The sequence below is a fragment of the Marivita hallyeonensis genome, from assembly GCF_900129875.1.
Taxonomy (GTDB): Bacteria; Pseudomonadota; Alphaproteobacteria; order Rhodobacterales; family Rhodobacteraceae; genus Marivita; species Marivita hallyeonensis.
The window spans coordinates 98,228-122,003 of sequence record NZ_FQXC01000002.1 but is presented as its reverse complement, the minus strand read 5'-3'; the positions used below and the strand labels follow the sequence as shown (position 1 = coordinate 122,003).

Annotated in this window: 22 protein-coding genes; 14 read left to right on the top strand and 8 right to left on the bottom strand. The window is 61.5% G+C overall.

The features are described 5' to 3' along the window. The first annotated feature begins 1 nt into the window (after position 1). Together BUA42_RS06225 and BUA42_RS06220 are read left to right on the top strand one after the other, a co-directional pair. Positions 2–118 carry an entericidin EcnA/B family protein gene (locus BUA42_RS06225; RefSeq protein ID WP_072776867.1) on the top strand — a complete coding sequence of 39 codons (117 nt, stop codon included), beginning with the start codon at positions 2–4 and terminating at the stop codon, positions 116–118. A gap of 182 nt (positions 119–300) precedes the next feature. Beyond that, the gene (locus tag BUA42_RS06220; protein ID WP_218588615.1) at positions 301–477 is read left to right on the top strand and encodes a hypothetical protein; all 177 of its coding nucleotides are present in this window, start codon (positions 301–303) and stop codon (positions 475–477) included. Here BUA42_RS06220 and BUA42_RS06215 read toward each other — a convergent pair. Further along, positions 466–1,086, bottom strand: coding sequence for a helix-turn-helix domain-containing protein (locus BUA42_RS06215; protein WP_072776865.1), 621 nt, complete (start codon positions 1,084–1,086; stop codon positions 466–468). The genes BUA42_RS06220 and BUA42_RS06215 overlap by 12 nt on opposite strands. A 78-nt stretch (positions 1,087–1,164) precedes the next feature. Here BUA42_RS06215 and BUA42_RS06210 point away from each other — a divergent pair, with 78 nt between their 5' ends. From BUA42_RS06210 to BUA42_RS06170, 9 genes are all read left to right on the top strand, one after another. Then, positions 1,165–2,661 carry a class I adenylate-forming enzyme family protein gene (locus BUA42_RS06210; RefSeq protein ID WP_072776864.1) on the top strand — a complete coding sequence of 499 codons (1,497 nt, stop codon included), beginning with the start codon at positions 1,165–1,167 and terminating at the stop codon, positions 2,659–2,661. A 67-nt stretch (positions 2,662–2,728) separates the two neighbouring features. Continuing rightward, the gene (locus BUA42_RS06205; protein WP_072776863.1) at positions 2,729–3,373 is read left to right on the top strand and encodes a DsbA family oxidoreductase; all 645 of its coding nucleotides are present in this window, start codon (positions 2,729–2,731) and stop codon (positions 3,371–3,373) included. Next, entirely contained in the window at positions 3,370–3,744 is a 375-nt protein-coding gene (locus BUA42_RS06200; protein WP_072776862.1) for a potassium channel family protein, read from the top strand. The genes BUA42_RS06205 and BUA42_RS06200 overlap by 4 nt, the downstream gene beginning before the upstream one ends. Positions 3,745–3,807: 63 nt before the next feature. Then, entirely contained in the window at positions 3,808–5,028 is a 1,221-nt protein-coding gene (locus tag BUA42_RS06195) for a multidrug effflux MFS transporter (protein WP_072776861.1), read from the top strand. A gap of 35 nt (positions 5,029–5,063) precedes the next feature. Further along, entirely contained in the window at positions 5,064–6,278 is a 1,215-nt protein-coding gene (locus tag BUA42_RS06190; protein ID WP_072776860.1) for an NADP-dependent isocitrate dehydrogenase, read from the top strand. A 5-nt stretch (positions 6,279–6,283) separates the two neighbouring features. Next, positions 6,284–7,108 carry a TPM domain-containing protein gene (locus BUA42_RS06185; protein ID WP_072776859.1) on the top strand — a complete coding sequence of 275 codons (825 nt, stop codon included), beginning with the start codon at positions 6,284–6,286 and terminating at the stop codon, positions 7,106–7,108. A 47-nt stretch (positions 7,109–7,155) separates the two neighbouring features. Beyond that, positions 7,156–7,776 (top strand): YitT family protein, encoded by a 621-nt coding sequence (locus BUA42_RS06180; RefSeq protein ID WP_072776858.1) that lies wholly within the window; start codon positions 7,156–7,158, stop codon positions 7,774–7,776. Positions 7,777–8,017: 241 nt separating this feature from the next. Further along, the gene (locus tag BUA42_RS06175; RefSeq protein ID WP_072776857.1) at positions 8,018–9,553 is read left to right on the top strand and encodes a trimethylamine methyltransferase family protein; all 1,536 of its coding nucleotides are present in this window, start codon (positions 8,018–8,020) and stop codon (positions 9,551–9,553) included. A gap of 293 nt (positions 9,554–9,846) precedes the next feature. Further along, positions 9,847–10,176 (top strand): DMT family transporter, encoded by a 330-nt coding sequence (locus BUA42_RS06170; protein WP_072776856.1) that lies wholly within the window; start codon positions 9,847–9,849, stop codon positions 10,174–10,176. Positions 10,177–10,219: 43 nt separating this feature from the next. Here BUA42_RS06170 and BUA42_RS06165 read toward each other — a convergent pair whose 3' ends face one another. After that, the gene (locus BUA42_RS06165; protein ID WP_072776855.1) at positions 10,220–10,801 is read right to left on the bottom strand and encodes an outer membrane protein; all 582 of its coding nucleotides are present in this window, start codon (positions 10,799–10,801) and stop codon (positions 10,220–10,222) included. 313 nt (positions 10,802–11,114) lie between these two features. Here BUA42_RS06165 and typA point away from each other — a divergent pair, with 313 nt between their 5' ends. Both typA and BUA42_RS06155 read left to right on the top strand, forming a co-directional pair. Beyond that, positions 11,115–12,932 (top strand): translational GTPase TypA, encoded by a 1,818-nt coding sequence (typA, locus tag BUA42_RS06160; RefSeq protein WP_072776854.1) that lies wholly within the window; start codon positions 11,115–11,117, stop codon positions 12,930–12,932. Positions 12,933–13,009: 77 nt separating this feature from the next. Then, positions 13,010–13,648 carry a DUF6639 family protein gene (locus BUA42_RS06155; protein WP_218588614.1) on the top strand — a complete coding sequence of 213 codons (639 nt, stop codon included), beginning with the start codon at positions 13,010–13,012 and terminating at the stop codon, positions 13,646–13,648. Between the two features lie 13 nt (positions 13,649–13,661). On the opposite strand, the gene BUA42_RS06150 is transcribed toward BUA42_RS06155, so the two are convergent. The 3 genes from BUA42_RS06150 to recA form a co-directional block, all read right to left on the bottom strand. After that, positions 13,662–13,949, bottom strand: a complete 288-nt coding sequence (locus BUA42_RS06150; protein ID WP_072776853.1) for a DUF1330 domain-containing protein — start codon at positions 13,947–13,949, stop codon at positions 13,662–13,664. Between the two features lie 3 nt (positions 13,950–13,952). After that, positions 13,953–16,628 (bottom strand): alanine--tRNA ligase, encoded by a 2,676-nt coding sequence (gene alaS / locus BUA42_RS06145; protein ID WP_072777438.1) that lies wholly within the window; start codon positions 16,626–16,628, stop codon positions 13,953–13,955. Positions 16,629–16,819: 191 nt separating this feature from the next. After that, entirely contained in the window at positions 16,820–17,896 is a 1,077-nt protein-coding gene (recA, locus tag BUA42_RS06140; RefSeq protein WP_072776852.1) for a recombinase RecA, read from the bottom strand. Between the two features lie 182 nt (positions 17,897–18,078). Here recA and BUA42_RS06135 point away from each other — a divergent pair, with 182 nt between their 5' ends. Next, positions 18,079–18,690 carry a gamma-glutamyl kinase gene (locus tag BUA42_RS06135; protein WP_072777437.1) on the top strand — a complete coding sequence of 204 codons (612 nt, stop codon included), beginning with the start codon at positions 18,079–18,081 and terminating at the stop codon, positions 18,688–18,690. A gap of 8 nt (positions 18,691–18,698) precedes the next feature. Here the strand turns inward: BUA42_RS06135 and BUA42_RS06130 are convergent, their stop codons facing one another. The 3 genes from BUA42_RS06130 to guaB form a co-directional block, all read right to left on the bottom strand. Continuing rightward, positions 18,699–21,023 carry a hybrid sensor histidine kinase/response regulator gene (locus tag BUA42_RS06130; RefSeq protein ID WP_084066140.1) on the bottom strand — a complete coding sequence of 775 codons (2,325 nt, stop codon included), beginning with the start codon at positions 21,021–21,023 and terminating at the stop codon, positions 18,699–18,701. A gap of 77 nt (positions 21,024–21,100) precedes the next feature. Further along, a complete protein-coding gene (locus BUA42_RS06125) occupies positions 21,101–22,270 on the bottom strand; it encodes an RsmB/NOP family class I SAM-dependent RNA methyltransferase (protein WP_072776851.1) in 1,170 nt (389 codons plus the stop codon). Between the two features lie 8 nt (positions 22,271–22,278). Next, on the bottom strand, positions 22,279–23,727 hold the full coding sequence (gene guaB, locus BUA42_RS06120) for an IMP dehydrogenase (RefSeq protein WP_072776850.1): 1,449 nt from the start codon (positions 23,725–23,727) through the stop codon (positions 22,279–22,281). Positions 23,728–23,776: the final 49 nt, after the last annotated feature.

Below are 23,776 nucleotides of genomic sequence, written 5' to 3'. Positions count from 1 at the left end.
GATGCGACGCTGGTTCTTCCTGATCCTCACGGCTTGCACGCTCGGCGCCTGCGCCACCGTGGATGGCGTGGGTCAGGATATTTCGGCCGGAGCCCGCACCGTCCAGTCGTGGTTCTGACGGTCAAATCGCGGCCTACATGTTACCAAAGTCCTATGCGACTGCCTGTCACGTTAACATGTATTTGGGTTATGCCATTGTGAAAGCGCGAGGGGCGTTTAGGAGGAACGCCTGTGACCTGGGAAGACATTCGAAGCAATTGGCAGCATGCGCTGTCCGATTTGAAAGCCCGCTTTCCTCTGATGGATCACACGACCGTTGAGGCACCGCCGGAGACCTTGGTCGCCCTGACGCATCACATCGCAGAACGGCATGATCTGACCGCGTCAGAAGCATTGGAAGAGGTGAAGGACTGGATCTTCATTGTCTCCCTTGCCCGCATCGCAAGCGAGGTCGGTCACGAGTTTTCAGACCAGTGACGTCACCCAAAGGATGAGCGCGTCCTCGTCCGACACCGACACGACATTATGCCCCATCGTGGCGTCGTAATACGCACTGTCGCCCCGGCGCATCTCCACCGGTTCATAGAATTCGGTGTACAGCTTGATGACGCCCGTCAGGACATAAAGGAATTCCTCACCGTCATGGCGAACCCAACCGTCGAACTCATCCACCGACCTTGCCCGCACCCGCGCGCGGTAGGGCAACATCTGCTTCTTGGTCAGGGTTTCCGCCAAAAGCTCGTGTTCATAAGTGGTTGTGGCGTGGAGTTGACCCTCGCCCGTCGGCGTCACCACCATACGCCCGTTCACCTTTTCGCGCTGCGGCGGCGTGAACAGTTGCGGCACACTGATCTGCAAACCGGTCGCGAGCTTCTTCAGCGCGTCGTAGGTCGGCGACATCTGTCCGTTCTCGATTTTCGACAGGGTCGACCGCGCCAACCCGGCCTGCTGAGCCGCCTGCTCAAGCGTCCAGGTCCGCGCCTTGCGCAATTCGCGCACGCGCTCCCCTAAGTTAAGAGGTTCGGGGTGCTCATCGCCGCCACCATCACGTGCAATGCGGATCAGGTTTTTCGGATCATCTGACATGTGCGTAGCTATAGTCCGCGCCTTCCTGCCGCGCAACGTGCGCTTGCGCGCACCAGAACGACCGCATACGGCTTTGCCATGACCAGCCCTGCCTTTCCGCCCTGCCCGAGCAACTTCAACCTGACCGCCCATGTTCTGGGACAGGCAGACGCGCGCCCGGACAAGATCGCGCTTGCAGTGGTCAAACCCACCGGCGCAGAACGCTGGAGCTACGCGCGACTGAAAAGCGCCGTGCTTGGCTGCGCCACCGGTTTACTTCAATCGGGGCTCCAACCGGGCGACCGCCTTCTCATGCGCGTCGGCAATACTGTGGATTTCCCGGTCGCCTATCTGGCCGCCATTGCGGTCGGCATTGTCCCGATCCCCACCTCAACGCAACTGACCGAGGCAGAGGTGCAGGTCCTCATCGACATCACGGCACCCGCTGCCGTCTTGCACGATGGGCAAACCGACTGCCCGCCCGGTGTCAGGCTGATCCGTACGCAAGATACGCACGAATGGTACGGCCTCCCGCCCGCCGCCTACGATCCCGGCGACCCCAACCGCCTTGCCTACATCATCTTCACGTCGGGCACCTCCGGTACGCCCCGCGCCGTCTGTCACGCTCACCGCGCGATCTGGGCGCGCGGCATGATGATGGATGGTTGGTACGGGCTGCACGAGGATGACCGGCTCATGCATGCCGGTGCCTTCAACTGGACCTATACGCTCGGCACGGGTCTTCTCGATCCCTGGACCAAGGGCGCAACCGCCCTGATCCCGGCCCAAGGCGTAGAACATCACCAGCTCCCGCTTCTGTTGAAGCGGCACGAGGCCACGATTTTCGCAGCCGCACCAGGCGTTTATCGAAATGTCCTGAAGTCGTCTTCAATCGATCTTCCCAAATTGCGCCACGGGCTGTCTGCAGGCGAGAAACTCCCCGCCAGCATCCGTGACGCTTGGCAGAACGCCACGGGAACCCGGCTTTTTGAAGCCTTCGGCATGTCCGAATGCTCGACCTTCATCTCGACCAACCCTAAGTCCCCCGAGGTCGCCCCGCAAAGCCTGGGCTGGCCGCAACCCGGTCGCCGCGTCACGATTCTGGACGACTCCGGCCCCGTCGATTCCGGCCATCCCGGGATCATCGCCATCCACAAATCGGATCCGGGCCTGATGCTCGGCTACCTCAACGATCAAATCGCCACGGAACACCGTTACCAGGGCGACTGGTTCCTGACCGGAGACATGGGCCACATGACACCACAAGGCGACATTCACTACCACGGTCGCGCTGACGACATGATGAACGCGGGCGGCTACCGCGTCAGCCCGATCGAGGTCGAAACCGCCTTGCTGGCCCATCCCGATATCGCAGAGGTCGGAGTGACGGATATCGAGATCAAACAGGACATTCGCGTCATCGCGGCATTCTACGTGGCCGACCGCCCGCTTGACGAAGACGCGCTGAAGAACTGGGCGTCAAATCGTTTGGCCCGCTACAAGCAACCACGCCTGTTCCGGCGTATCGCCGCTTTACCGCGCAACGCCAACGGCAAACTTCTCCGCAAGACCTTGCCCGACGTCGATGCCCTATGACGTCGCCGGGTGTCCATTTCGGCCGGCACATGTTACGACAAACCAAATCGCAAGCTGGGAATGTAATATGGTCAAGCTCGACATCATGTCCGATCCGATCTGCCCGTGGTGCTATATCGGCAAGGCCAACCTCGACCGCGCCTTGGAGCAGCACCCGGATCACCCATTTCTCATCACCTGGCACCCGTTCCAGCTCAACCCCGACATGCCAAAATCCGGCATGGACCGCCGCGCGTATCTTGAAGCGAAGTTCGGCGGAAAGGAGGGTGCGGTCAAAGCCTATGCGCCTGTGGTCGAACACGCGGCAAATGCCGGGCTCGAGATGAACCTCGACGCGATCAAGACCACTCCGAACACTCTGAATGCCCATCGCCTGATTCATTGGGCCGGAATCGAAGGGCATCAGAACAGCGTCGTGGATGCGCTGTTCCGCGCCTATTTCGTCGAGGGCCGTGATATCGGCGATGTGGATGTGCTGGCCGATATCGCCGATACCGCCGGTATGGATGCCAGCATCGTCCTGCGCCTTCTGGCCACGGACGAAGACCTGAAGGACATCGTCGACCGCGATGCTGCTGCGCGCGGCATGGGCGTAACCTCGGTTCCCACGTTCATCGTCGCCAGCCAGCACGCCGTACCAGGTGCTCAACCGACCGAGCTTTGGCTCAAGGTTCTGGACGATCTCGCGCAAGGAGCCACGCTGGACGCATGACCACCCGCTTCCGTGTCGCGACCCTGATTCTCACGCTTGTGTTGATCATCGCAAGCGGCACGGTGTTTTTCCGCTGGGCCGAAGGGTGGTCCTGGCTCGACGCTTACTTCTTCACCGTCGTGACGCTGTCCACCGTCGGGTACGGCAGCCTCGTGCCAGCCACCGCGATCGGCAAGGTCGGGACAACCGTGTTCATCATGCTGGGCCTCGGTGTCTTTGCCGTCGCGGTCCAGCAATTCGGCGTCTTCGCCATGCGCAAACGGGAAGAACACGTGGAATGGCTCATCGGACGACTGCATCTCCCCGCAGAAACCGCGAATACGGACGCCGATCCGTCCGACTCCGAGGCCGAAGCCGAAGGCAAGGTTTAAGCTTTTCTCTATTCCTGACCGCAGCTTGGTGTTAGGCGTCGCGCCAGCCTGAGCGGAGTTCCCATGCCCACCAAAATGTCGCGTACAGAATTCATTGCCCTCATGGCAATGCTCGCGGCAACTGTTGCGCTGTCGATCGATGCCATGCTCCCTGCGCTGCCGCAGATTGCGGAAGACCTGTCGCCGGACAATCTCAACCGTGCGCAATTGATTATCACGAGCTTTGTCCTCGGCATGGGGGTTGGCACGTTTCTAAGCGGTCCGCTGTCTGACACGTTCGGTCGAAAGCCGGTGATGCTGGTCGGGGCCGCGATCTATATCTTGGGTGCGCTGATCGCGTCGACGGCGCAGAACCTCGACGTGCTTTTGGCCGCGCGCGTGCTGCAAGGGCTCGGTGCGTCCGGACCAAGAGTGGTGGCGATGGCCGTCGTCCGAGACCTCTATGTCGGGCGCGGCATGGCCAGGATCGTGTCCTTAATCATGATCGTCTTCGCCCTCGTTCCCGCCATCGCGCCGCTTCTCGGCGATATCGTGATCGACATCTGGAACTGGCGCGCCGTGTTCTACGGGTTTGTTCTGTTCTCCGCCATCTCGGCACTTTGGCTCGCCACTCGCTTGCCAGAAACGCTGGCACCGGAAAACCGCCGTCCGTTCCGTTTTGACGCCATGCGCATGGCAGTGGTCGAGATTTTTCGCCATCCCATCGTTCGGTTGTCGATTTTCGTTCAGACCCTCTGTTTCGCGATGCTGTTTTCTCTTTTGTCCAGCGTGCAGCCGATTTTTGACATCACCTTCGGACGCGCCGAGAGCTTCGCACTCTGGTTTGGAGCGATTGCGATCATTGCGGCAAGCTCTGGGTTTCTGAATGCGGCGCTGGTTGTCCGGCTTGGCATGATGGTGCTCGTGCGCGCGATGCTACTGGTGCAGGTCGCGCTCACCGCGCTTATCATCGCAGTCGGCTTTCTGGCCAAGGCCGGGCACGTCTCGAACGACCTCTATTTCGCGGCATTTGTTCTGTGGCAAATATCGCTGTTCTTTCAAGCCGGTATGACCATCGGTAATCTTAACGCCATCGCACAGGAACCAATGGGTCACATCGCCGGGATGGCCGCGAGTGTCATCAGCGCGGTGTCCACCGTTGGCGCTGTTTTCCTCGCCGCACCGGTTGGATTGCTGTTCGATGGCACACCGATCCCGTTGGCGGTTGCCATCTTCCTCGAAGCTGCGGCAGGGTTGGTCCTGATGCAACTCATGATGCAACGTGAGGCGCAACACATCGTGTAACCCGAGTGACCCAAAGGCAGGTAAGGACCGTCCCCATGTCAAAGATCAAAGTGGAAAACCCGATTGTTGAGATGGACGGCGATGAAATGACCCGGATCATCTGGGACTTCATCAAGAAGAAACTGATCCTACCCTATCTCGACATCGATCTGCTCTACTACGATCTCGGGATCGAGGAGCGCGACCGCACCGAAGACCAGATCACCATCGACGCGGCCGAGAAAACCAAAGAGGTCGGCGTCGCCGTCAAATGCGCGACCATCACACCTGACGAGGCGCGGGTCGAAGAGTTTGGGTTGAAACAGATGTGGCGCAGCCCGAACGGCACAATCCGCAACATCCTTGGCGGTGTGATCTTCCGCCAACCGATCATCTGCCGCAACGTCCCTCGCCTTGTCCCGGGCTGGACCCAGCCGATTGTCGTCGGTCGTCACGCCTTTGGCGATCAGTACAAGGCGACGGATTTCAAATTCCCCGGCGCGGGCAAACTGACCATGAAGTTCGAAGGCGTGGATGGCACCGTGATTGAACGCGAGGTGTTCGACGCGCCGGATGCCGGGGTTTTCATGTCGATGTACAACCTCGACGCGTCAATCACCGACTTCGCCCGCGCGTCCTTCAACTATGGTCTCAACCTGGGCTGGCCCGTCTACCTGTCGACCAAGAATACCATTTTGAAACAATACGATGGCCGCTTTCTTGAGATCTTTCAGGAGGTCTTCGACGCCGAATTCAAAGACCAGTTCGAAGAGAAGGGCATCGAATACCAGCACCGCTTGATTGACGATATGGTCGCCTGTGCGATGAAATGGAACGGCGGCTTTGTCTGGGCCTGCAAGAATTACGACGGCGATGTACAGTCCGACACCGTGGCGCAAGGCTTCGGTTCTCTGGGCATGATGTCTTCTATCCTGATGACCCCAGACGGCAAGATCGTCGAATCCGAAGCGGCGCACGGCACGGTCACACGACACTATCGTCAGCACCAGGCGGGCGAACAGACATCCACGAATTCCATCGCGTCCATATATGCTTGGACGGGCGCCTTAAAGCATCGCGCGAAGTTGGATGACAATATTGCCCTGCGCGCATTCGCCGAAACACTGGAACGCGTCGTCGTCGAGACAGTCGAAGCCGGCTTCATGACCAAAGACCTCGCACTTCTGGTGGGACCCGAGCAAAGCTGGCTCACCACGATGGGCTTTCTGGAAAAGCTGGACGACCGCCTGAACGCGGCACTGACAGGGTAATTCCCATGCGCGCCCTGCTCTTCGTCCTCGCATGTCTGGCCGCGCCTCTCTGGGCGCAAGGCTTTCCCGAGTTTGAGCGCACGACCATCACCGACAGGGCCGACCTTCTCACCGATGCACAAGAGGCAGCACTTCACGCCCGGCTCGCTCGGTTGCGTGAGGATACCGGTGTCGAACTTGCGGTGCTCACCCTGCCCTCACAAGCGCCCTACGCCCCGGAAGAGACGATCGAGACCTTCGCAACCAAACTCTTCAACCACTGGGGCATCGGCGACGCGTCGCGCAACGATGGCATTCTTGTGCTCATCCTGCCGGACGACCGCGCGATGCGCATCGAACTGGGCGCAGGATACGCCCGCGATTGGGATCGTGTTGCGGCAGAGGTGATCAACCGCTCTTTCCTGCCGTCGTTCGAGGCCGGCGACTACGCCACGGGTATCAGCACCGGTGTCGAGGACGTCATCACCTCCATCGCGGAACCTTTCACCACCGGCACCGAAGCGCCGCCGTCAAATATGCCCGCCATGAACTGGTTGGTCATCACTTCGATCGTGGGCTCATTTCTTCTGATCGCGAGGCGCTCCATCGGGGACTGGCTTACCCGACTGCGGCGCTGCCCCAATTGTGGGCGCCGGGCCCTCAGCCGCACGCGGAAAACGCTGCGAAAGGCCAGCAAGTCCTCCGAAGGCAACGGCGAGGTCAAAACGCGCTGCGCGATGTGTGACTACCGCGACGTGCGAAGCTTCACCATCCCGCGCACCCGATCCTCCTCGTCCGGCAGCTTTGGCGGCGGCCGGTCCGGTGGTGGCGGTGCCACTGGCCGCTGGTAGTGCAGGACCGGGTTGACACGGGCAATATATGTCATAATTCCTGACCTATGTTCCTGCTCAGCAAACCCCCTGCAGACCGCCACACCGCATTCGAAGATGCGCAAGGCATCCTCGTTGGCGCGACCCTCGTCGCGCTGTCGATCCAGTTTCTTGCCGCGTCGAACCTGCTTACCGGGCAGATCGCCGGTCTGTCGCTTCTGGGCAGCTACGCAAGTGACTGGTCTTTCGGTATCATCTTCTTTTTCCTCAACCTGCCGTTCTACATCCTCGCGATCCGCCAGATCGGTCTGACCTTCACGTTAAAAACCTTCGCCGCTGTCGTTGTGCTGTCGGTGATGTCGGAACTGTTTCCGCTGGTCCTTTCGATCGACACCCTTCATCCAGCGTTGAGTGCCAGTCTTGCCGGTGTCCTCGCCGGGGTCGGGCTGATCTCACTTTTCCGCCACGGCGCAACACTCGGCGGTGTCGGGATCGTGGCGCTCTGGCTTCAGGACACGCGCGGCATTCAGGCAGGGAACACGCAACTGGCGTTCGACCTCTTCGTCTTTGGCCTCGCCTTCCTGATCCTGCCGGCCGACGTCGTCATCTGGTCCTTGTTTGGCGCGGTCATCCTGAACCTGATCATCACGGTCAATCACCGCCGTGATCGCTACGTGGCCCGGTCATAACGCCCGCGACATGTCAAACGGCGCAAAAACGACCTGATGTCGTAATCGGCGCAGACCTGCTGCACCATCAGTCGCACGCTCCACCCTACGAATGAGGGAGGAGCTATGCGCAAACACTGGCCCGCGGTGGTCGTCATGTTGCGCACCATCGGAGCGCGTCGGGGACGCGCGGCTCGGGGACGACCCTTGGGGTGACCGATCCCGTCCACCCGTCCCATTGTTTGCCTGAAAGAACCCCATCATGACAGATATGTCCCCCCGTCGCGCCGGAGGCCGCGCCGCCCGCCGCGAGGCCCGCGCCAATCCTCTGGTTGACGAACTCCGCCCGATCCGCGCCGGAATGAACGGCGGAACCTACAAGCCTCTTGCTGAGACCGACCTCGAACGCATTCACAAGGCCGCCTTGCGCGCACTGGAAGAGATCGGACTCAGCGATGCCCCCGCCTCAGGCGTGCGGCTCCTGACCGAGGCAGGTGCCATCCTCGGCGACGATGGTCGCCTTCGGTTTCCGGCCGCTCTCGTGGAAGATATGCTGGCCATTGCCAACCGATCCGTCACGCTCTGCGGACGGGATCCGGTGCACGACCTCGACCTGTCGGGAACACGTGTGCATTACGGCACGGCTGGCGCGGCTGTGCATGTTGTCGATGTCGACACGCACGAGTATCGCGACAGCACCTTGCAGGACCTGCACGACGCAGCCCGCATCGCCGACCGCCTGGACAACATCCATTTTTTGCAACGGCCCATGGTAGCGCGGGACGTGACCGACAACCGCGAGATGGATCTCAATACGATCTATGCCTGCTGCGCGGGGACTAAAAAACATGTCGGCACCTCCTTCACCGAGGCCGCCTTCGTGCCAGACGCGCTGGAACTGTTGCACCTGATCGCGGGCGGCGAGGACACGTGGCGCGCGCGACCTTTCGTGTCGAACTCGAACTGCTTCGTCGTGCCGCCGATGAAGTTCGCGACCGAGTCGTGCGAGGTGATGGAGGCCTGTATCCGTGGCGGCATGCCTGTCCTGCTTCTTAGCGCCGGTCAGGCGGGGGCGACCGCCCCCGCATCGATCGCGGGCGCGATCGTTCAGGCCGTCGCGGAATGCCTCGCTGGTGTGGTCTACGTCAATGCCATGGCCCCCGGTCACCCGGCGGTGTTCGGCACCTGGCCCTTTGTCTCGGACCTGCGCACCGGCGCGATGTCTGGCGGGTCGGGTGAACAGGCGCTGCTGACCGCCGGTTGCGCGCAGATGCATCACTATTACAGCCTGCCGGGGGGCGCGGCCGCCGGGATTGCCGACGCGAAGCTGCCCGACATGCAGGCCGGATGGGAACAGATGTGCTCGAACGTCATGGCGGGTCTGAGCGGGCTGAACATGGTCTACGAGGCCGCCGGAATGCATGCGTCACTTCTGGGCTTCTGCCACGAAAGCCTGATCCTCGGCGACGACCTGATCGGTCAGGCCCTGCGTTGCGTTCGCGGGATCGAGGTCACCGAAGACGACCTGAGCCTTGAGGTGATGCGCGCCACCTGCCTCGATGGTCCGGGCCACTACCTCGGCAGCGATCACACGCTGACCCGCATGCAGCGCGACTACGTCTACCCCGTGCTTGGAAACCGCGCCTCACCGAAGGAGTGGGTGGAGCAAGGCCAGCCCGAACTTGTGCCGAACGCCACCGCGCGCAAGAACAGCATCCTCGCCCAACCGTCCCGCGCACGGTTTCCTGCCGAGATCGATGCGGACATTCGGCGACGGTTCGCCATCCATTTGTCGTAAAGCGGCGCGCCTGCGGCGCACAGGATGTTTTCATTGAGGGGCGCTGCCCCTCAAACTCCCCGGGATATTTTTGGCCGGAAGAAATACAGGCCCGCCAGACCCAAGCCCGACGGGCCAAAGAGAAAACTGCGTCTTCTCCCGGCGCGGTCATCGGCGTCCCCGCCTGTACCGCCAGGCCACCGTCGAAGACTTCGGTTAAGATTGTGTTTCTGCCGGCCGAAAATTATCCCGGGAGTGAGGCGCACCGCGCCGAGGGGGCCGACCCCCTTCCCTCATCTGACACAGGACCTGCCATGCCCTATGTGATCCTTGCCTTTGCCGTTCTGGCGGAAACCATCGGCACAACCGCCCTTCAGGCGAGCCAGCAATTCTCGCGTCCGCTGCCGTCAGTCATCGTGGTGATCGCCTACGGAATCGCCTTCTACCTGCTCGCCATCGCGCTCAGGACGTTTCCGGTGGGCATCGCCTATGCCATGTGGTCCGGGTTCGGGATCATTTTCATCACGATCATCGGCTTCGTCGTGTTTGGTCAAAAGCTCGACCTCGCCGCGGTTGCGGGTCTGGCAATGATTGTCGCGGGTATTCTGGTGATCAATCTGTTGTCGAATACCGCCACGCATTGATCGCACGCCCGGGCAGCCCGGGCGCGCGGCTCAGATCACACCGTCAGAAACGGAAGCTGCCACGGATCGAAATCGTATCCGCGTCCACGTCGATCCCGGAGTCGTCGAAATCCTCGAACCGGTGCGCGAGGTATTCGCCGCCAACGGTGAATTGCTCGGTCACCTTGTATTCGACGCCGAGACCGCCCACCAATCCGGTGTCATCCCCGACATTTGCGTTCAGCTGCGCTGCACCCACGGTGCCGTAGACCAGCGCGCGTCCGAGGTCGTACCCCCCGCGCAGCTTGGCGCGGAACACGTCGTCCACTTCGATCCCACCAAGTTCGATGTCTTCGCCGGTCTGGTAATCAAGCTCGCCCCCGATGACGAACTGGCCGAAATCGTAATCGTAGCCACCGTGCAGACCGTAGATGGTTTCGCTGTCGTCGAAATCATCGGCGTCGGCGGACAGATTGCCAAAGCTGAGACCGACATAAGGCCCGGTCCAGTCTCCGCCCGTCGGCGCGGGCGTGACCGCGATGGGTTGGGAAACCATCGGTTCCACCGGCGCGGGCTCGGGGCTTCCGGCAAAGCCTGCAGTTGCCGCCGACGCGATCAGCGCTGTGCTGAGCAAAATGCGTGTCATGAGATATCCTTTCTCTCAGGTAGGCCCGACGCGCGCCGCAACACTTTGCTGACGACCTGTCGCGGTGGGCTAGCCACACATGGCGCGATGCGGCGCAGTTTAGGAGGGGCGGCCACTTTGCTTGTGAATTCCGGCCATTCGCTGCCCAAATGCCATGCCGCGATCAGTGCTTTACCGCCGGTGGTCTGTCACAGTGCCGTGAGCCACTTGCGACGCATCTGCGGCACACCCAAATGCAACGGCTTTTTCGCTGGTGTTCCGAGACCCGGCCTTGTAACCCCCGCGCAACTCTTTCCTGTACGAGACTGACGATATGGACCTTCGCAACATTGCGATCATCGCACACGTGGACCACGGCAAGACCACGCTGGTGGACGAGCTCTTGAAGCAATCGGGCGCATTTCGCGCCAACCAGGCCGTGGCCGAACGCGCGATGGACAGCAATGACCTCGAACGCGAACGCGGGATCACCATCCTGGCGAAGGCCACATCCGTCGAATGGAAAGGCACGCGGATCAACATCGTGGACACCCCCGGCCACGCCGATTTCGGCGGCGAGGTTGAGCGCATCCTGTCGATGGTCGATGGCGTTGTTTTGTTGGTGGACGCTGCAGAAGGCCCGATGCCGCAGACGAAATTCGTCACCTCCAAGGCACTTGCCTTGGGTTTGCGCCCGATCGTTGTGCTTAACAAGGTCGACAAACCCGACGCTGAACCCGACCGCGCGCTGGACGAGTGTTTCGACCTTTTCGCCAGTCTGGATGCCAACGAAGACCAGCTCGACTTCCCGCATCTCTACGCCTCGGGCCGGTCCGGCTGGGCCGACTCTGAACTGGATGGCCCGCGCAAGAACCTCGACGCGCTGTTCAATCTGATCGTGAACCACGTACCCGCGCCCAAGCAGATCAAGCATCAGGACGAGGATTTCCGGATGCTTGCCACGACGCTTGGGTCGGACCCGTTTGTCGGCCGCATCCTGACCGGTCGGGTCGAATCCGGTCGGCTCAAGGTCGGTGCCACGGTGCAGGCGCTAAGCCGTGTCGGGCAGAAGATCGAACAGTTCCGCGTGACCAAGATTCAGGCCTTCCGCGGCCTGGCCATGCAGGACATCGACGAAGCGCTGGCGGGCGATATCGTCAGCATTGCGGGTATGTCCAAGGCCACCGTGGCCGACACGATCTGCGCGCTGGCGGTTGAAGAACCGCTCGAAGCGCAACCGATCGACCCGCCGACCATTACCGTCACCTTCGGCATCAACGACTCGCCGCTCGCCGGTCGGGACGGCAAGAAGGTGCAATCCCGCGTGATCCGGGAACGGCTGATGAAAGAGGCCGAATCCAACGTCGCGATCAAGGTCGCAGACACCCCCGGTGGTGAAGCGTTCGAAGTCTCGGGTCGCGGTGAATTGCAGATGGGCGTTCTGATCGAGAACATGCGCCGCGAGGGGTTCGAACTCAGCATCTCGCGCCCGCAGGTCATCATGAAAGAAGACGACGGCCAACTGATGGAGCCGGTCGAGGAAGCCACCATCGACGTGGATGACGATTATTCCGGCGCGGTGATCGAAAAGCTGACGGGCGCGCGCAAGGGTGAACTGGTCGAGATGAAACCGGCTGGCGCCGGCAAGACCCGCATCATTGCGCATGTGCCCTCGCGCGGTCTCATTGGCTATCACGGTGAGTTTCTGACCGACACGCGCGGCACCGGTGTTTTGAACCGCGTCTTCCACGGCTGGACGCCCCATAAAGGGCCGATCCCGGGACGCCGCGCGGGCGTTCTGATCTCCATGGAGAACGGAGAGGCCGTGGCCTATGCGCTTTGGAACCTCGAAGAGCGGGGACGCATGTTCGTTGGACCGCAGGCGAAGGTCTACACAGGCATGATCATCGGCGAGCACAGCCGTGACAACGACCTCGAAGTGAACCCGCTCAAGGGTAAGAAGCTGACGAACGTGCGGGCCTCAGGCACCGATGAAGCCGTGCGCCTGACGCCGCACATCAACTTCTCGCTCGAAGAAGCCATCGCGTATATCAACGATGATGAGCTGGTCGAGGTCACACCGAACGCGATCCGGCTGCGCAAGCGCTATCTTGATCCGCACGAGCGAAAGCGGATGTCGAGGGCAAGCTGACCCTGTTCAAATCGGAAGACACATCTTAGCCTGTGCATATGACCATGCGTGCATCGTGTCTCCTCGTGTTTGCCTTTTTGACAGGTGCTCCAGCCGGAGCCGTCGCCGAAACGCGCCTGTGCACGAACGGGTTGATCACGGTCCAAAGTGATACGCCCACTCACCTCGGCGCCATGTGTTCGGCGTCGGACCGCGCGCTAAGCCTGATGGATGAATGCGGCCTCAGAAAGCCGGCACCGGTAACCATCAGCGTCTCCGACCTCGACCCGCCGACCTGCCTTGGATTGTTTCATTGCGGTGAGGCCACAATCGAGGTTCTGTCGCCCGACATGATCGAAGCGCGTCGCAGTGAAACCGGAGTGTACAGCGACATTCCTGCAGACCGATTGTTTGAAAGCGTGATCGTGCACGAACTGGGCCATGCCGCGATGGACCAGACGCCCTGCCCGTATGGCAATTGCGTCGCGACCAGCGAATACTTCGCCTACACCTTCCAGCTTCTCGATCTTTCAGAAGAAGATCGCGCGACAGTGGTGCCGCAGGCCGAGCAACCGGTCGACGTGAAGCGCGATCAGATCAACTCAATGCTGCTTTTCATGGCGCCGGATGTGTTTGTCCGCAACGTGTGGGGGCACGTCTCGTCACGCGGGGACATATGCACCCAGCTGCGTGGCGTTCAGGACGGCATCATCGTCTTTGACCGGTTCCATCCCTAGGGCGCTCCCGGTCTTATTCCGTCGTCTCCACGATCAGCAATTCCCGCTCCGACGCATCCCGCGCGTGGTTCAGCGCCTGCTGATACTCAGGGCTGTTGTAACAGCTCTCTGCCGCTTCCAATGACGGGAATTTGGCCACCACGTTGCGCGCGCGCTCCTGCCCCTCAAGCTGCACATACCGCCCGCCACGCGCGATGAAGTGTCCGCCGTGCTTGGCAATCGCAGGTCCGGCCAGTTCTGCGTATTTTCCATACGCCTCGGGGTCGGTCACCGTGACATGGGCTATCCAGAGTGCTGGCATGGTCTATCCTCCCAAAACGGCCTCGGCGGCCTTGATCGCGGCATCGGCGTTCTCGGCGGATGCGCCGCCGCCCTGCGCCATATCGGGACGGCCCCCGCCGCCCTTTCCGCCCAGTTCTGGCACGGCGGCTTTCACCAGATCAACCGCCGACACGCGGTCTGTCAGATCGCCGGTGACACCCGCCGCAACTGCTGCCTTGCCGCCGGTATCGGCGATGAGCAGGATTGCACCCGAGCCCAGCCGCGCCTTGTGCTCGTCGATCAGCGGAGGCAGGTCTTTACCCGACACGCCTGACAGCACCTGCGCCAGGAACTTGACGCCATTGACCTCGCGCGCCTCGGCACCGCCGCCCTGCCCGGCCCCACCGGCCATCGCAAGCTCGCGCCGCAACTGCGCGACTTCGTTGGTGAGTGCCTTGCGTTCATCCAAGAGCGCCCGCACCCGCGACGGCACATCCGCCGCCTGCGCTTTCAACTCCAGCGCCACTTCGGCCAGACGGTGATCCTGCGCTGACAGATACCGGAACGCATCCGCCCCGGTCAGCGCCTCGATCCGGCGTACGCCTGCCGATGACGCGCTGTCGCCCAAGGTCACGAAAACACCGATATCCCCAGTCTGGCGCACATGTGTGCCGCCACACAGTTCCAGCGAATAGGTATTGCCGTTCGTGCCCTTTCCGGACCCCTTCTGCGCGCCCATCGACACGACGCGCACTTCATCGCCGTATTTCTCCCCGAAGAGGGCCTGTGCCCCGATCGCGCGCGCGTCGTCTGGCGTCATGATCCGCGTCTCGACCGGCGCGTTCTGACGGATGTAGGCGTTCACCTCCGTCTCGACCCTTTGCAATTCTTCCAGGGAGAGCGCCTTTCCATGGCTGAAATCGAAGCGCAGCCGGTCGGGTGCGTTAAGCGACCCGCGCTGCGCCACGTGATCGCCAAGCGCACGGCGCAGTGCTTCGTGCAGAAGGTGCGTGGCCGAATGGTTCGCCCGGATCGCTGTGCGGCGTTTGTGATCGACCTCCAATTGCAGCGCGTCCCCTTTCGAGAACGTGCCCCGCTTGACGGTGACCTGATGCGCAAACACCTTTCCGCCGCCCATGCGCTGGGTGTCGGTCACCTCGGCCTGTTCGTCCTCGTTTTCAAGACGCCGCAGCCAGCCGGTATCGCCCACCTGACCACCGGCTTCGCCGTAGAAGGGCGTCTGGTTCAGAACGACCCAGCCGGTTTCCCCTTCAGCCAAGCCTTCAACTTCAGCGCCGTCCTTGACCAGCGCGAGAACCTGACCTTCAGCGGTCTCTGTGTCGTACCCAAGGAAATCGGTCGCGCCATGCGCTTCTGCCAGATCGAACCACACCGCCGCATCCGCGGCCTCTCCCGATCCCGACCATGCCGCACGCGCCTTGGCCTTCTGTTCGGCCATTGCCGCATCGAACCCTTCGGTATCCACCGAACGGCCCTTCTCGCGCAGCGCATCCTGTGTCAGATCGAGCGGAAACCCGTATGTGTCATAGAGCTTGAACGCCGCCGCTCCGGGCAAAGGCGCTTCGTTGGACAGACTTGCCAGCTCGTCATCCAACAGCTTCAACCCGCGGTCCAGCGTCTGCTTGAATCGTGTCTCTTCCAGCCGCAGCGTCTCTTCGATCAGCGCCTGCGCCCGGCCCAATTCCGGGTAGGCCGCCCCCATCTGGCGCACCAGTGCGGGCACCAGCTTGTGCATCATCGGATCCTGCGCGCCCAAGAGATGCGCGTGCCGCATTGCCCGCCGCATGATCCGGCGCAGGACGTAGCCACGCCCGTCATTCGAAGGCATCACGCCATCGGCGATCAGGAACGACGTCGACCGCAAGTGATCGGCGATCACCCGGTGATGCGTCTTGCCCGGCCCGTCCGGATCGGAGGACGACGCATCGGCTGACGCCTCGATCAGCGCGCGCATCGTGTCGGTGTCGTAATTGTCGTGGCTGCCCTGCAAAAGCGCGCCAATCCGTTCCAAACCCATGCCGGTATCGATCGACTGCATGTCGAGCGCCTTCATGGAGCCGTCTTCGAACTGCTCGTTCTGCATGAAAACGATGTTCCAGATCTCGATGAACCGGTCGCCATCTTCCTCCGGGCTGCCCGGAGGGCCACCCCAGATGTGATCGCCGTGGTCGTAGAAGATCTCGGTGCAGGGACCACATGGGCCGGTCGGCCCCATCTGCCAGAAATTGTCGGACGTGGCGATCCGGATGATCCGGTCTTCTGGCACGCCCACCTTCTTCCAGATCTCGAAGGCTTCGTCGTCCGTGTGGTAGATCGTCGTGTAAAGCCGCTCTGCCGGGATGTCGAAATGCTTGGTGATCAGCTCCCAGGCAAACGGGATCGCCTCTTCTTTGAAGTAATCGCCAAAGCTGAAATTCCCCAGCATCTCAAAGAACGTGTGATGCCGTGCCGTGTAGCCCACATTGTCGAGGTCATTGTGCTTGCCGCCCGCGCGCACACATTTCTGCGCCGTGGTCGCGCGCGTATAGTCGCGATGCTCCACCCCGGTGAACAGGTTCTTGAACTGCACCATGCCCGAATTGGCGAACATCAGCGTTGGGTCATTTCGCGGCACGAGCGGGCTTGAGGCCACAACCTCATGCCCCTGTTTTTCAAAGTAATTCAGAAAGGTGGAGCGGATATCGTTCAGCGTTGGCATGGTGTGACCTGACGTGGCGCGGTGTGCTTTGATGTGGTTCGACGTGAAATAGCCGCTGGCCCATGCGCTGTCCACAGCCGAACCGGCCCCGCCAATGCAAAACAGGGCCGCCCGTCGGGAGCCCTGTTTCGCAACTCACCCAGACCTGCGTCGAGGTCCAGCGTGTTCAAGCAGTCAATGTCTACAACCGATCAGCTTTCGACGATGTCGTCGGCGTCTTCCTCGCCATGCGGCATGTCGAACTCCAGCCCGTGCGCGGCACGGATCTTATCCTCGATTTCGAGCGCAATGGCGGTGTTTTCCTTCAGGAAGGTCTTTGCATTCTCGCGCCCTTGCCCGATGCGTTCGTCACCGTAGGAATACCAGGCCCCCGACTTTTCGACGACACCGGCTTTCACCCCAAGGTCGATCAACTCTCCGGTTTTCGAGATGCCCTCGCCATACATGATGTCGAATTCCACCTGTTTGAACGGCGGCGCGACCTTGTTCTTGACCACCTTTACGCGGGTTGCGTTGCCGACCACCTCGTCGCGATCCTTGATCGCGCCGATCCGTCGAATGTCGAGGCGTACGGAGCTGTAGAATTTCAGCGCGTTGCCGCCCGTCGTGGTTTCCGGTGAGCCGAACATGACGCCGATCTTCATCCGGATCTGGTTGATGAAGATCACCATGCAGTTCGAGCGTGAGATCGACCCGGTCAGTTTGCGCATCGCCTGGCTCATGAGACGCGCCTGAACGCCAACGCTGCTGTCGCCCATGTCGCCTTCCAGTTCGGATTTCGGCGTCAGCGCCGCGACCGAGTCAACGACGACAAGGTTCACGGCACCCGACCGCACCAGAGTATCGGTAATTTCAAGCGCCTGCTCGCCAGTGTCGGGTTGTGAGATCAGAAGCTCATCAAGGTCGACACCCAGCTTCTTGGCGTATTGCGGATCAAGCGCGTGTTCCGCGTCCACAAAGGCACAGACGCCGCCTTTTTTCTGCTCTTCCGCAACGCAATGCAGCGTCAGCGTCGTCTTGCCCGAACTTTCAGGCCCGTAAATCTCGATGATGCGGCCTTTCGGCAAGCCGCCGATTCCCAGCGCGATATCAAGGCCGAGCGACCCGGTCGATGTCGACTCGATATCTCGAATGGCGTTTTCGCCACCCAGTTTCATGATCGAGCCCTTGCCGAACTGACGCTCGATCTGCGCCAGGGCCGAATCGAGCGCCTTTTGTTTGTTCGCGTCGCGCTTGCTGTCCATTGTCAGAAGATCTGCCGTTGCCATTTCTTTTCTTCCTTATTCCACACCCGTTGACGGGCGACAATTGCTGCTTTCGTTCACCTCTTGTTCTCACTGTGTATGAGATCAAAAAGAGAACATTTCAACTCTAAACTTCAACGCCACTGTTGCGCGCGCCGGTTAATGAGTGGTTTATGCCGCAGGATTTCGTCAAACGGATGCGCGTCATGCTGGTGTTCTGGAAGCAACGACTGGTGCTTTTGTCTGTGCCGAAAACCGGCACGCACGCGTATACACAGGCTTTGGCGCCTTTGGCATCCATGGTCATCACGGATCCACCAGAGCTGAAACACGCGCCCGTCTACCGCTACAATCGCTTCTTCCGCCCGATGTTCGAAAAGATGGGCGCGGACGACATGGACCTCGTTGCGGTGATCCGGGAACCGCTAAGCTGGCTTGGAAGCTGGTATCGCTACCGCCAACGTGACGACCTTGTCGGGCGACCGACGTCGACTCGGGATGTGACCTTCGATGACTTCGTCCGCGCGAGTTGCGAGGATGCGCCCCCGCCCTTCGCGAATGTTGGCTCGCAGGCCAAATTCTCAGAAGCGCGCCCCAACGGAACCCGGATCAGCCACTTCTTTCGCTACGAAGATCAGGCCGGATTACGTCGCTTCCTTGCCGAACGGCTTGGTCCGCTACCGGATATTCCGCATGTCAACGTCTCACCATCCACCGAGCTAAGTCTGTCCGAAGAGGAGCGCGCCCTCGCGCGTGCCCGACGCTCCGCCGACTTTGACCTTTGGGAGTCGATTCCCATCGCAGACGCGTCGCGCTAGGTATCCGCCTACTCGGCGGCGTCCCGGGCACGATCAGCGCTTGGCGCGACAAGTTGCTGATTCACAATCGACGTCAGATCGGTCAGGGAAAACGGCTTTGCGATAAAGGCCGACGCGTCGATGCCGGCACCTTCGGACTTGAACACGTCCTCGGCATAGCCCGACATGAACACCACCGGTACATCGGGCCGCGACGCGCGCGCTTCGCGCACCCAGCTTGGCCCATCCATGCCGGGCATGACGACATCGGTCACGAAGACATCCACGTGCAAGCTGTCGTCCTCCAGAAGTTCCAGCGCCCGTTCGGCGCAATGCGCTTCGATCACCTTGAACCCGCGCAGGGACAATGCGCGGGACGCGAACGCGCGCACGGGTGCCTCGTCCTCCACCAGAAGCACCACACCATGGCCAAGACCGACCGGCGCAGGCGCGGACTTGGGCGGGGTGCGGGGTGTTTCCGGCAGAGCGTCTTCGCATTCCGGGAACATGAGCGTGAAGATGCTTCCCTTGCCCATCACGCTGTCGACAAAGATGAACCCGCCCGTCTGTTTGACGATCCCGTAGACCGTCGACAAACCCAGCCCGGTGCCTTCGCCCGTGCGTTTCGTGGTGAAGAACGGCTCGAAAATCTTCTCGAGCTTGTCCTGCGGGATGCCCGACCCTTCGTCCTGAACCCGCACGATCACATATGACCCGGCGGGTACCTTGGCACGTCCATTCAGCGACGGTTCCGAAAGCACCTGCTTGTCGGTTTCAATGAGGATCCGGCCGCCATCCGCCATCGCGTCCCGGGCGTTGACGACGAGGTTCATGATGACCTGCTCCAACTGCCGCTTGTCGGCGCGGATTGGCGGCAAGGCGGGGTGCTGGCGCAGGTTCAGGGTCACTTTCTCGCCCACCAGTCGGTTCAGCAGATGCGTCAGATCCGACAGGCTGTCCCGCAGGTCGAGCCGCTCTGGCCGCAGCGTCTGCTTGCGCGAGAACGCCAGCAATTGACCGACCAATCCGGCGGCACGGTTGGCGTTCTGATGGATTTGGATCAGGTCGCCATATTCCGGATCACCCTGATCGTGCCGTAGCAACAACAGATCACAATGGCCTGAAATCGCTGTCAAAAGATTGTTGAAGTCATGCGCCACACCGCCCGCGAGTTGCCCGATGGCCTGCATTTTCTGACCTTGGACAAACTGAGCCTCCAGGCTCTTGAGTTCGGTCGCGTCGTTCAACACGGCAACGAGCATGGCCTCGCCTTTTTCGACCACGCGGGTCAGCGTGACCTGCACAAAGACTTCGCGGTCGGACCGGGTCAGCCGAAGGAATTCCGACCGCCGTAGGCCTTTCCCCGCCGCCGCGTCTTCCAGCCAGTCGGGGATCGACCGACCAAGCCCCTCCATGAAGTCGGGCAGCATACGATCATCCGTCTCTGACGCGTTGAGCAGTTCACGCGCCGACCGGTTCGCCCGGCGAATCGCGCCGTTCGGTCTGAGCTTCAAAAGCGGCACCGGCAAAGTGTCGAAGCCGCCCTCGTCGGCCTCGTCGCCCTCCATGCCGGTGGACGGCATCAGGACAACTTCCTCGCGGCCGAGGCCCGCTTCATGAACGCTCACCACATAGTCCTTCTGCGACCCGGTCCCGGTCAGATGGTGTACTTGCCCCGGCCGCAGCGGCGTATCTTCGATCAGGTCATCGATGCGTCGCACGCGCCCCCCGGCCAGATCGCGCGCGGCCTGGTTCATCCAGAGAACCGTGCCGTGTCGCCCAACCGTCAGCGTCGGAAATTTGACCGGTTTTCCGCCGGATACATCGCGCTCCTCGAAGTGCTCAAGCCGCCAGAGAAGCGCGTGCGGTCCGATCTGATGAGCGCTGATCCGAAGGTGCGAATCCGGCAAAACGACCGTCTCGGACGCGATGCCGTCAGCCATGGCGTTGCTCTGCACGCGATAGATCAGGGCCGCTGCGTCGGCCACGTACCCGTCAATCAACCCACGCACCGTCTGCCTGTCGACGGATTTGAAGGAATTCGCGGCGGCGCGGTTGGCCTTGATGACGGCACCGGAATGGTCAGTTAGCAGACAGGACGCCACATCGTATTCAACAAGACTGGCCAATTGTTTGAACGCGCGGCTTTCCATGATCCGCACCCAATAGCCTTTGCCGACAAGGAAGACCCAAGCCAAAGCAAATGCGCCCGCCGCAGACAGGAATCCCGTCTGCAGCGCCGCGTGCGGCGCGGCATAGGCCAAGATTGCGCAGACGCCCGTGAACATCCCCAACAAACCCTTGGTGGGAAATGCCTGCGACAAGGCAATAGCGGCGCGGTCAGGGTCGGTCATTGATGCGGGCCCCGGAACAGTTTGTTCCCGCCAGTGGACCGCATTTTCATTAAGCGAACATTAAGCGAGAATCGCGTTTAGGTTGTCGATGATTTACCGACTCTCCTCAAAATAGCTAGAAAAAATCCATCTCCGCCCGAAATCAAAGAAAACCGATGCTGAACAGCACAGATCCACTCGGGATGCGTCGACAGAAAACGTTGAATTTGAACTTCATTTTCAGACTTCAGCACAGAGCATGTGGCATAGGCTAAGGCACCGTCCGGCTTCACCAAAGGCGCCACGCGGTCCAAAATGCTCGCCTGAACGCCGTGCAGGTCCGAAAGACGGGCTTCGGTCAAACGCCATTTGCCTTCGGGAGAGCGCCGCCAGGATCCGCTGCCGGAACAGGGCACGTCGCACAGGACAAGATCGTAAAGGCCGGTCGGCGCGGCGACCTGCCGAATGTCGGCCCCCGCCCGCTGCGCGCGGGTGGTCAGGTCCGACATCCGACGCGGGTCGGCGTCATGCGCATCGACCGGGCCGCGCAGACGCGCCGCCATGGCAAGGGTCTTGCCACCCCCACCCGCGCAATAGTCCAGCACGCGCTGACCCGGCTGCAGTGGCAACGCATCGACAACCGCCTGGCTCGATACGTCCTGCAGTTCGACGAGACCGTCCAGATACGGACCGGACTGGGCAATGCGGCGAGCCCCATCGACAACCTCAAGGGCGGTCGGGGACAGGTCATGCGGGCGTGTGTCAATTCCTGCCGCGGAAAGCGCATTTTGCGCCGTTGTGCGATCTGCCTTCAGGGTATTTACACGCAGAAACACCGCCGCGCGCGACCGCACCGCTTCGGCTGTCGCATGAGCGTCATCGCCCAAGTCTCTGCGGAATATGTCGTAAATCCAATCCGGCAAGTCTGCCGCAGCCGCGCCGGACGGGACGTCACCGGCGTTTCGCTCGGCGTCAGATAGCGGTGCAAGACCGTACTTGTCCCCGGTGAACACCGTGTCCACGTCTAACCCGGTTTGCCGCACCCGCCCCAACACGAGCTCCCGACCGGACGTCCCACCGCCCAGCACAGCAACACTGCGCCAGCAGCGCAGGATGTCGAAGACGTGATCGCGCACCGCCGCGCGGTCCTTCGATCCGGCGAAGCGCGACCTGCGTGCCCAGTTGGTGAGCGCTTTCTCGGCTGGCACGCCGTCCGTGATCTCGTCCATGATCTGGGCAGCGGCAGCCCATCGCGCGGCAGGCGTCATGTCAGCGCTTACGACAAGCGGTAATTGGGCGACTCGCGGGTGATCTGCACGTCATGGACGTGACTTTCCTTCAGCCCCGCCCCGGTGATTTTCACGAACTGGCACTTGCTCCGCATATCCTCAATCGTCGCGCAGCCGGTATAGCCCATGGCCGCACGCAGACCGCCAACCAGCTGGTGGATCACCGTCCCGGCCGCGCCTTTGTAAGGCACCTGACCTTCGATCCCTTCCGGAACCAGCTTGTCATTGGCCGCATCCTTCTGGAAATACCTGTCCGCCGATCCACGCGCCATCGCCCCGATAGAGCCCATGCCACGGTACGCCTTAAAGCTCCGCCCCTGGTAAAGGATCACCTCGCCCGGGCTTTCGTCGGTCCCGGCGATCATGCTGCCGACCATCGCGCAGGACGCGCCCGCCGCGATGGCCTTGGCGAAATCGCCCGAGAACTTGATGCCGCCATCGGCAATCACCGGCGTGTCGCCCGCGGCCTCGGCGCAATCCATGATCGCGGTCAGCTGAGGCACACCGACCCCGGCCACCATGCGCGTCGTGCAGATCGATCCCGGCCCGATGCCGACTTTCACCGCATCCGCACCCGCGTCGATCAACGCCCGCGTCGCCTCGGCAGTGGCCACGTTGCCCGCGATGACCTGCACCTCGTTGGATAGCGTTTTGGCGCGTTTCACCGCGTCGATCACGCCAGCGCTGTGCCCGTGTGCGGTGTCGATGACCACGATATCGACGCCGGCATCCACGAGGGCACCGGTGCGCTCGAACCCGGCATCACCAACCGATGTCGCCGCCGCAACCCGCAAGCGGCCAAGATCGTCCTTGCACGCCGTCGGGTTCAGAACCGCCTGCTGGCTGTCCTTCAAGGTCAGAAGACCGGTCAGCTTGTTCCCCGCATCGACCACGAGAAGCTTCTCGATCCGGCGTGCTTTCATCAGGCTGATCGCCTCTTCCCGATCCGCCGGTTCGCGGAGTATGGCGAGGTTCTCCGACGTCATCATCACGTTCACCGGCGTGTCGTCGGAAGTTGCAAAACGCATGTCGCGATTGGTGACGATGCCGACCACGCGGTTCTTGTCGTCCACCACCGGAAATCCGGTGAAATTGTACCGTTCGATCAATGCCTTGGCGTCCGCGAGCGTCTGATCGGCGCGCAGCGTCACCGGGCTGTAGACAATCCCGGACTCAAACCGCTTCACCCTGCGTACTTCGCGGGCCTGCTGCTCAACGCTGAGGTTCTTGTGAATGACGCCCATGCCACCCGCCTGCGCCATGGTGATCGCCATCCGACCCTCGGTCACCGTGTCCATCGCAGAGCTCAGAAGCGGGATGTTCAACGCGATGCTCTTGGTCACCCGGGTGCGCGTGTCCGCGGTCGCCGGAAGCACCTCGGAGGCGCCGGGCACCAGAAGGACGTCATCAAAGGTGAGAGCCTCGCGAATCTCCATCGGAATCCCTTTCCACGGACAGTATCGTTAGGCACGTCCCTATCGCATG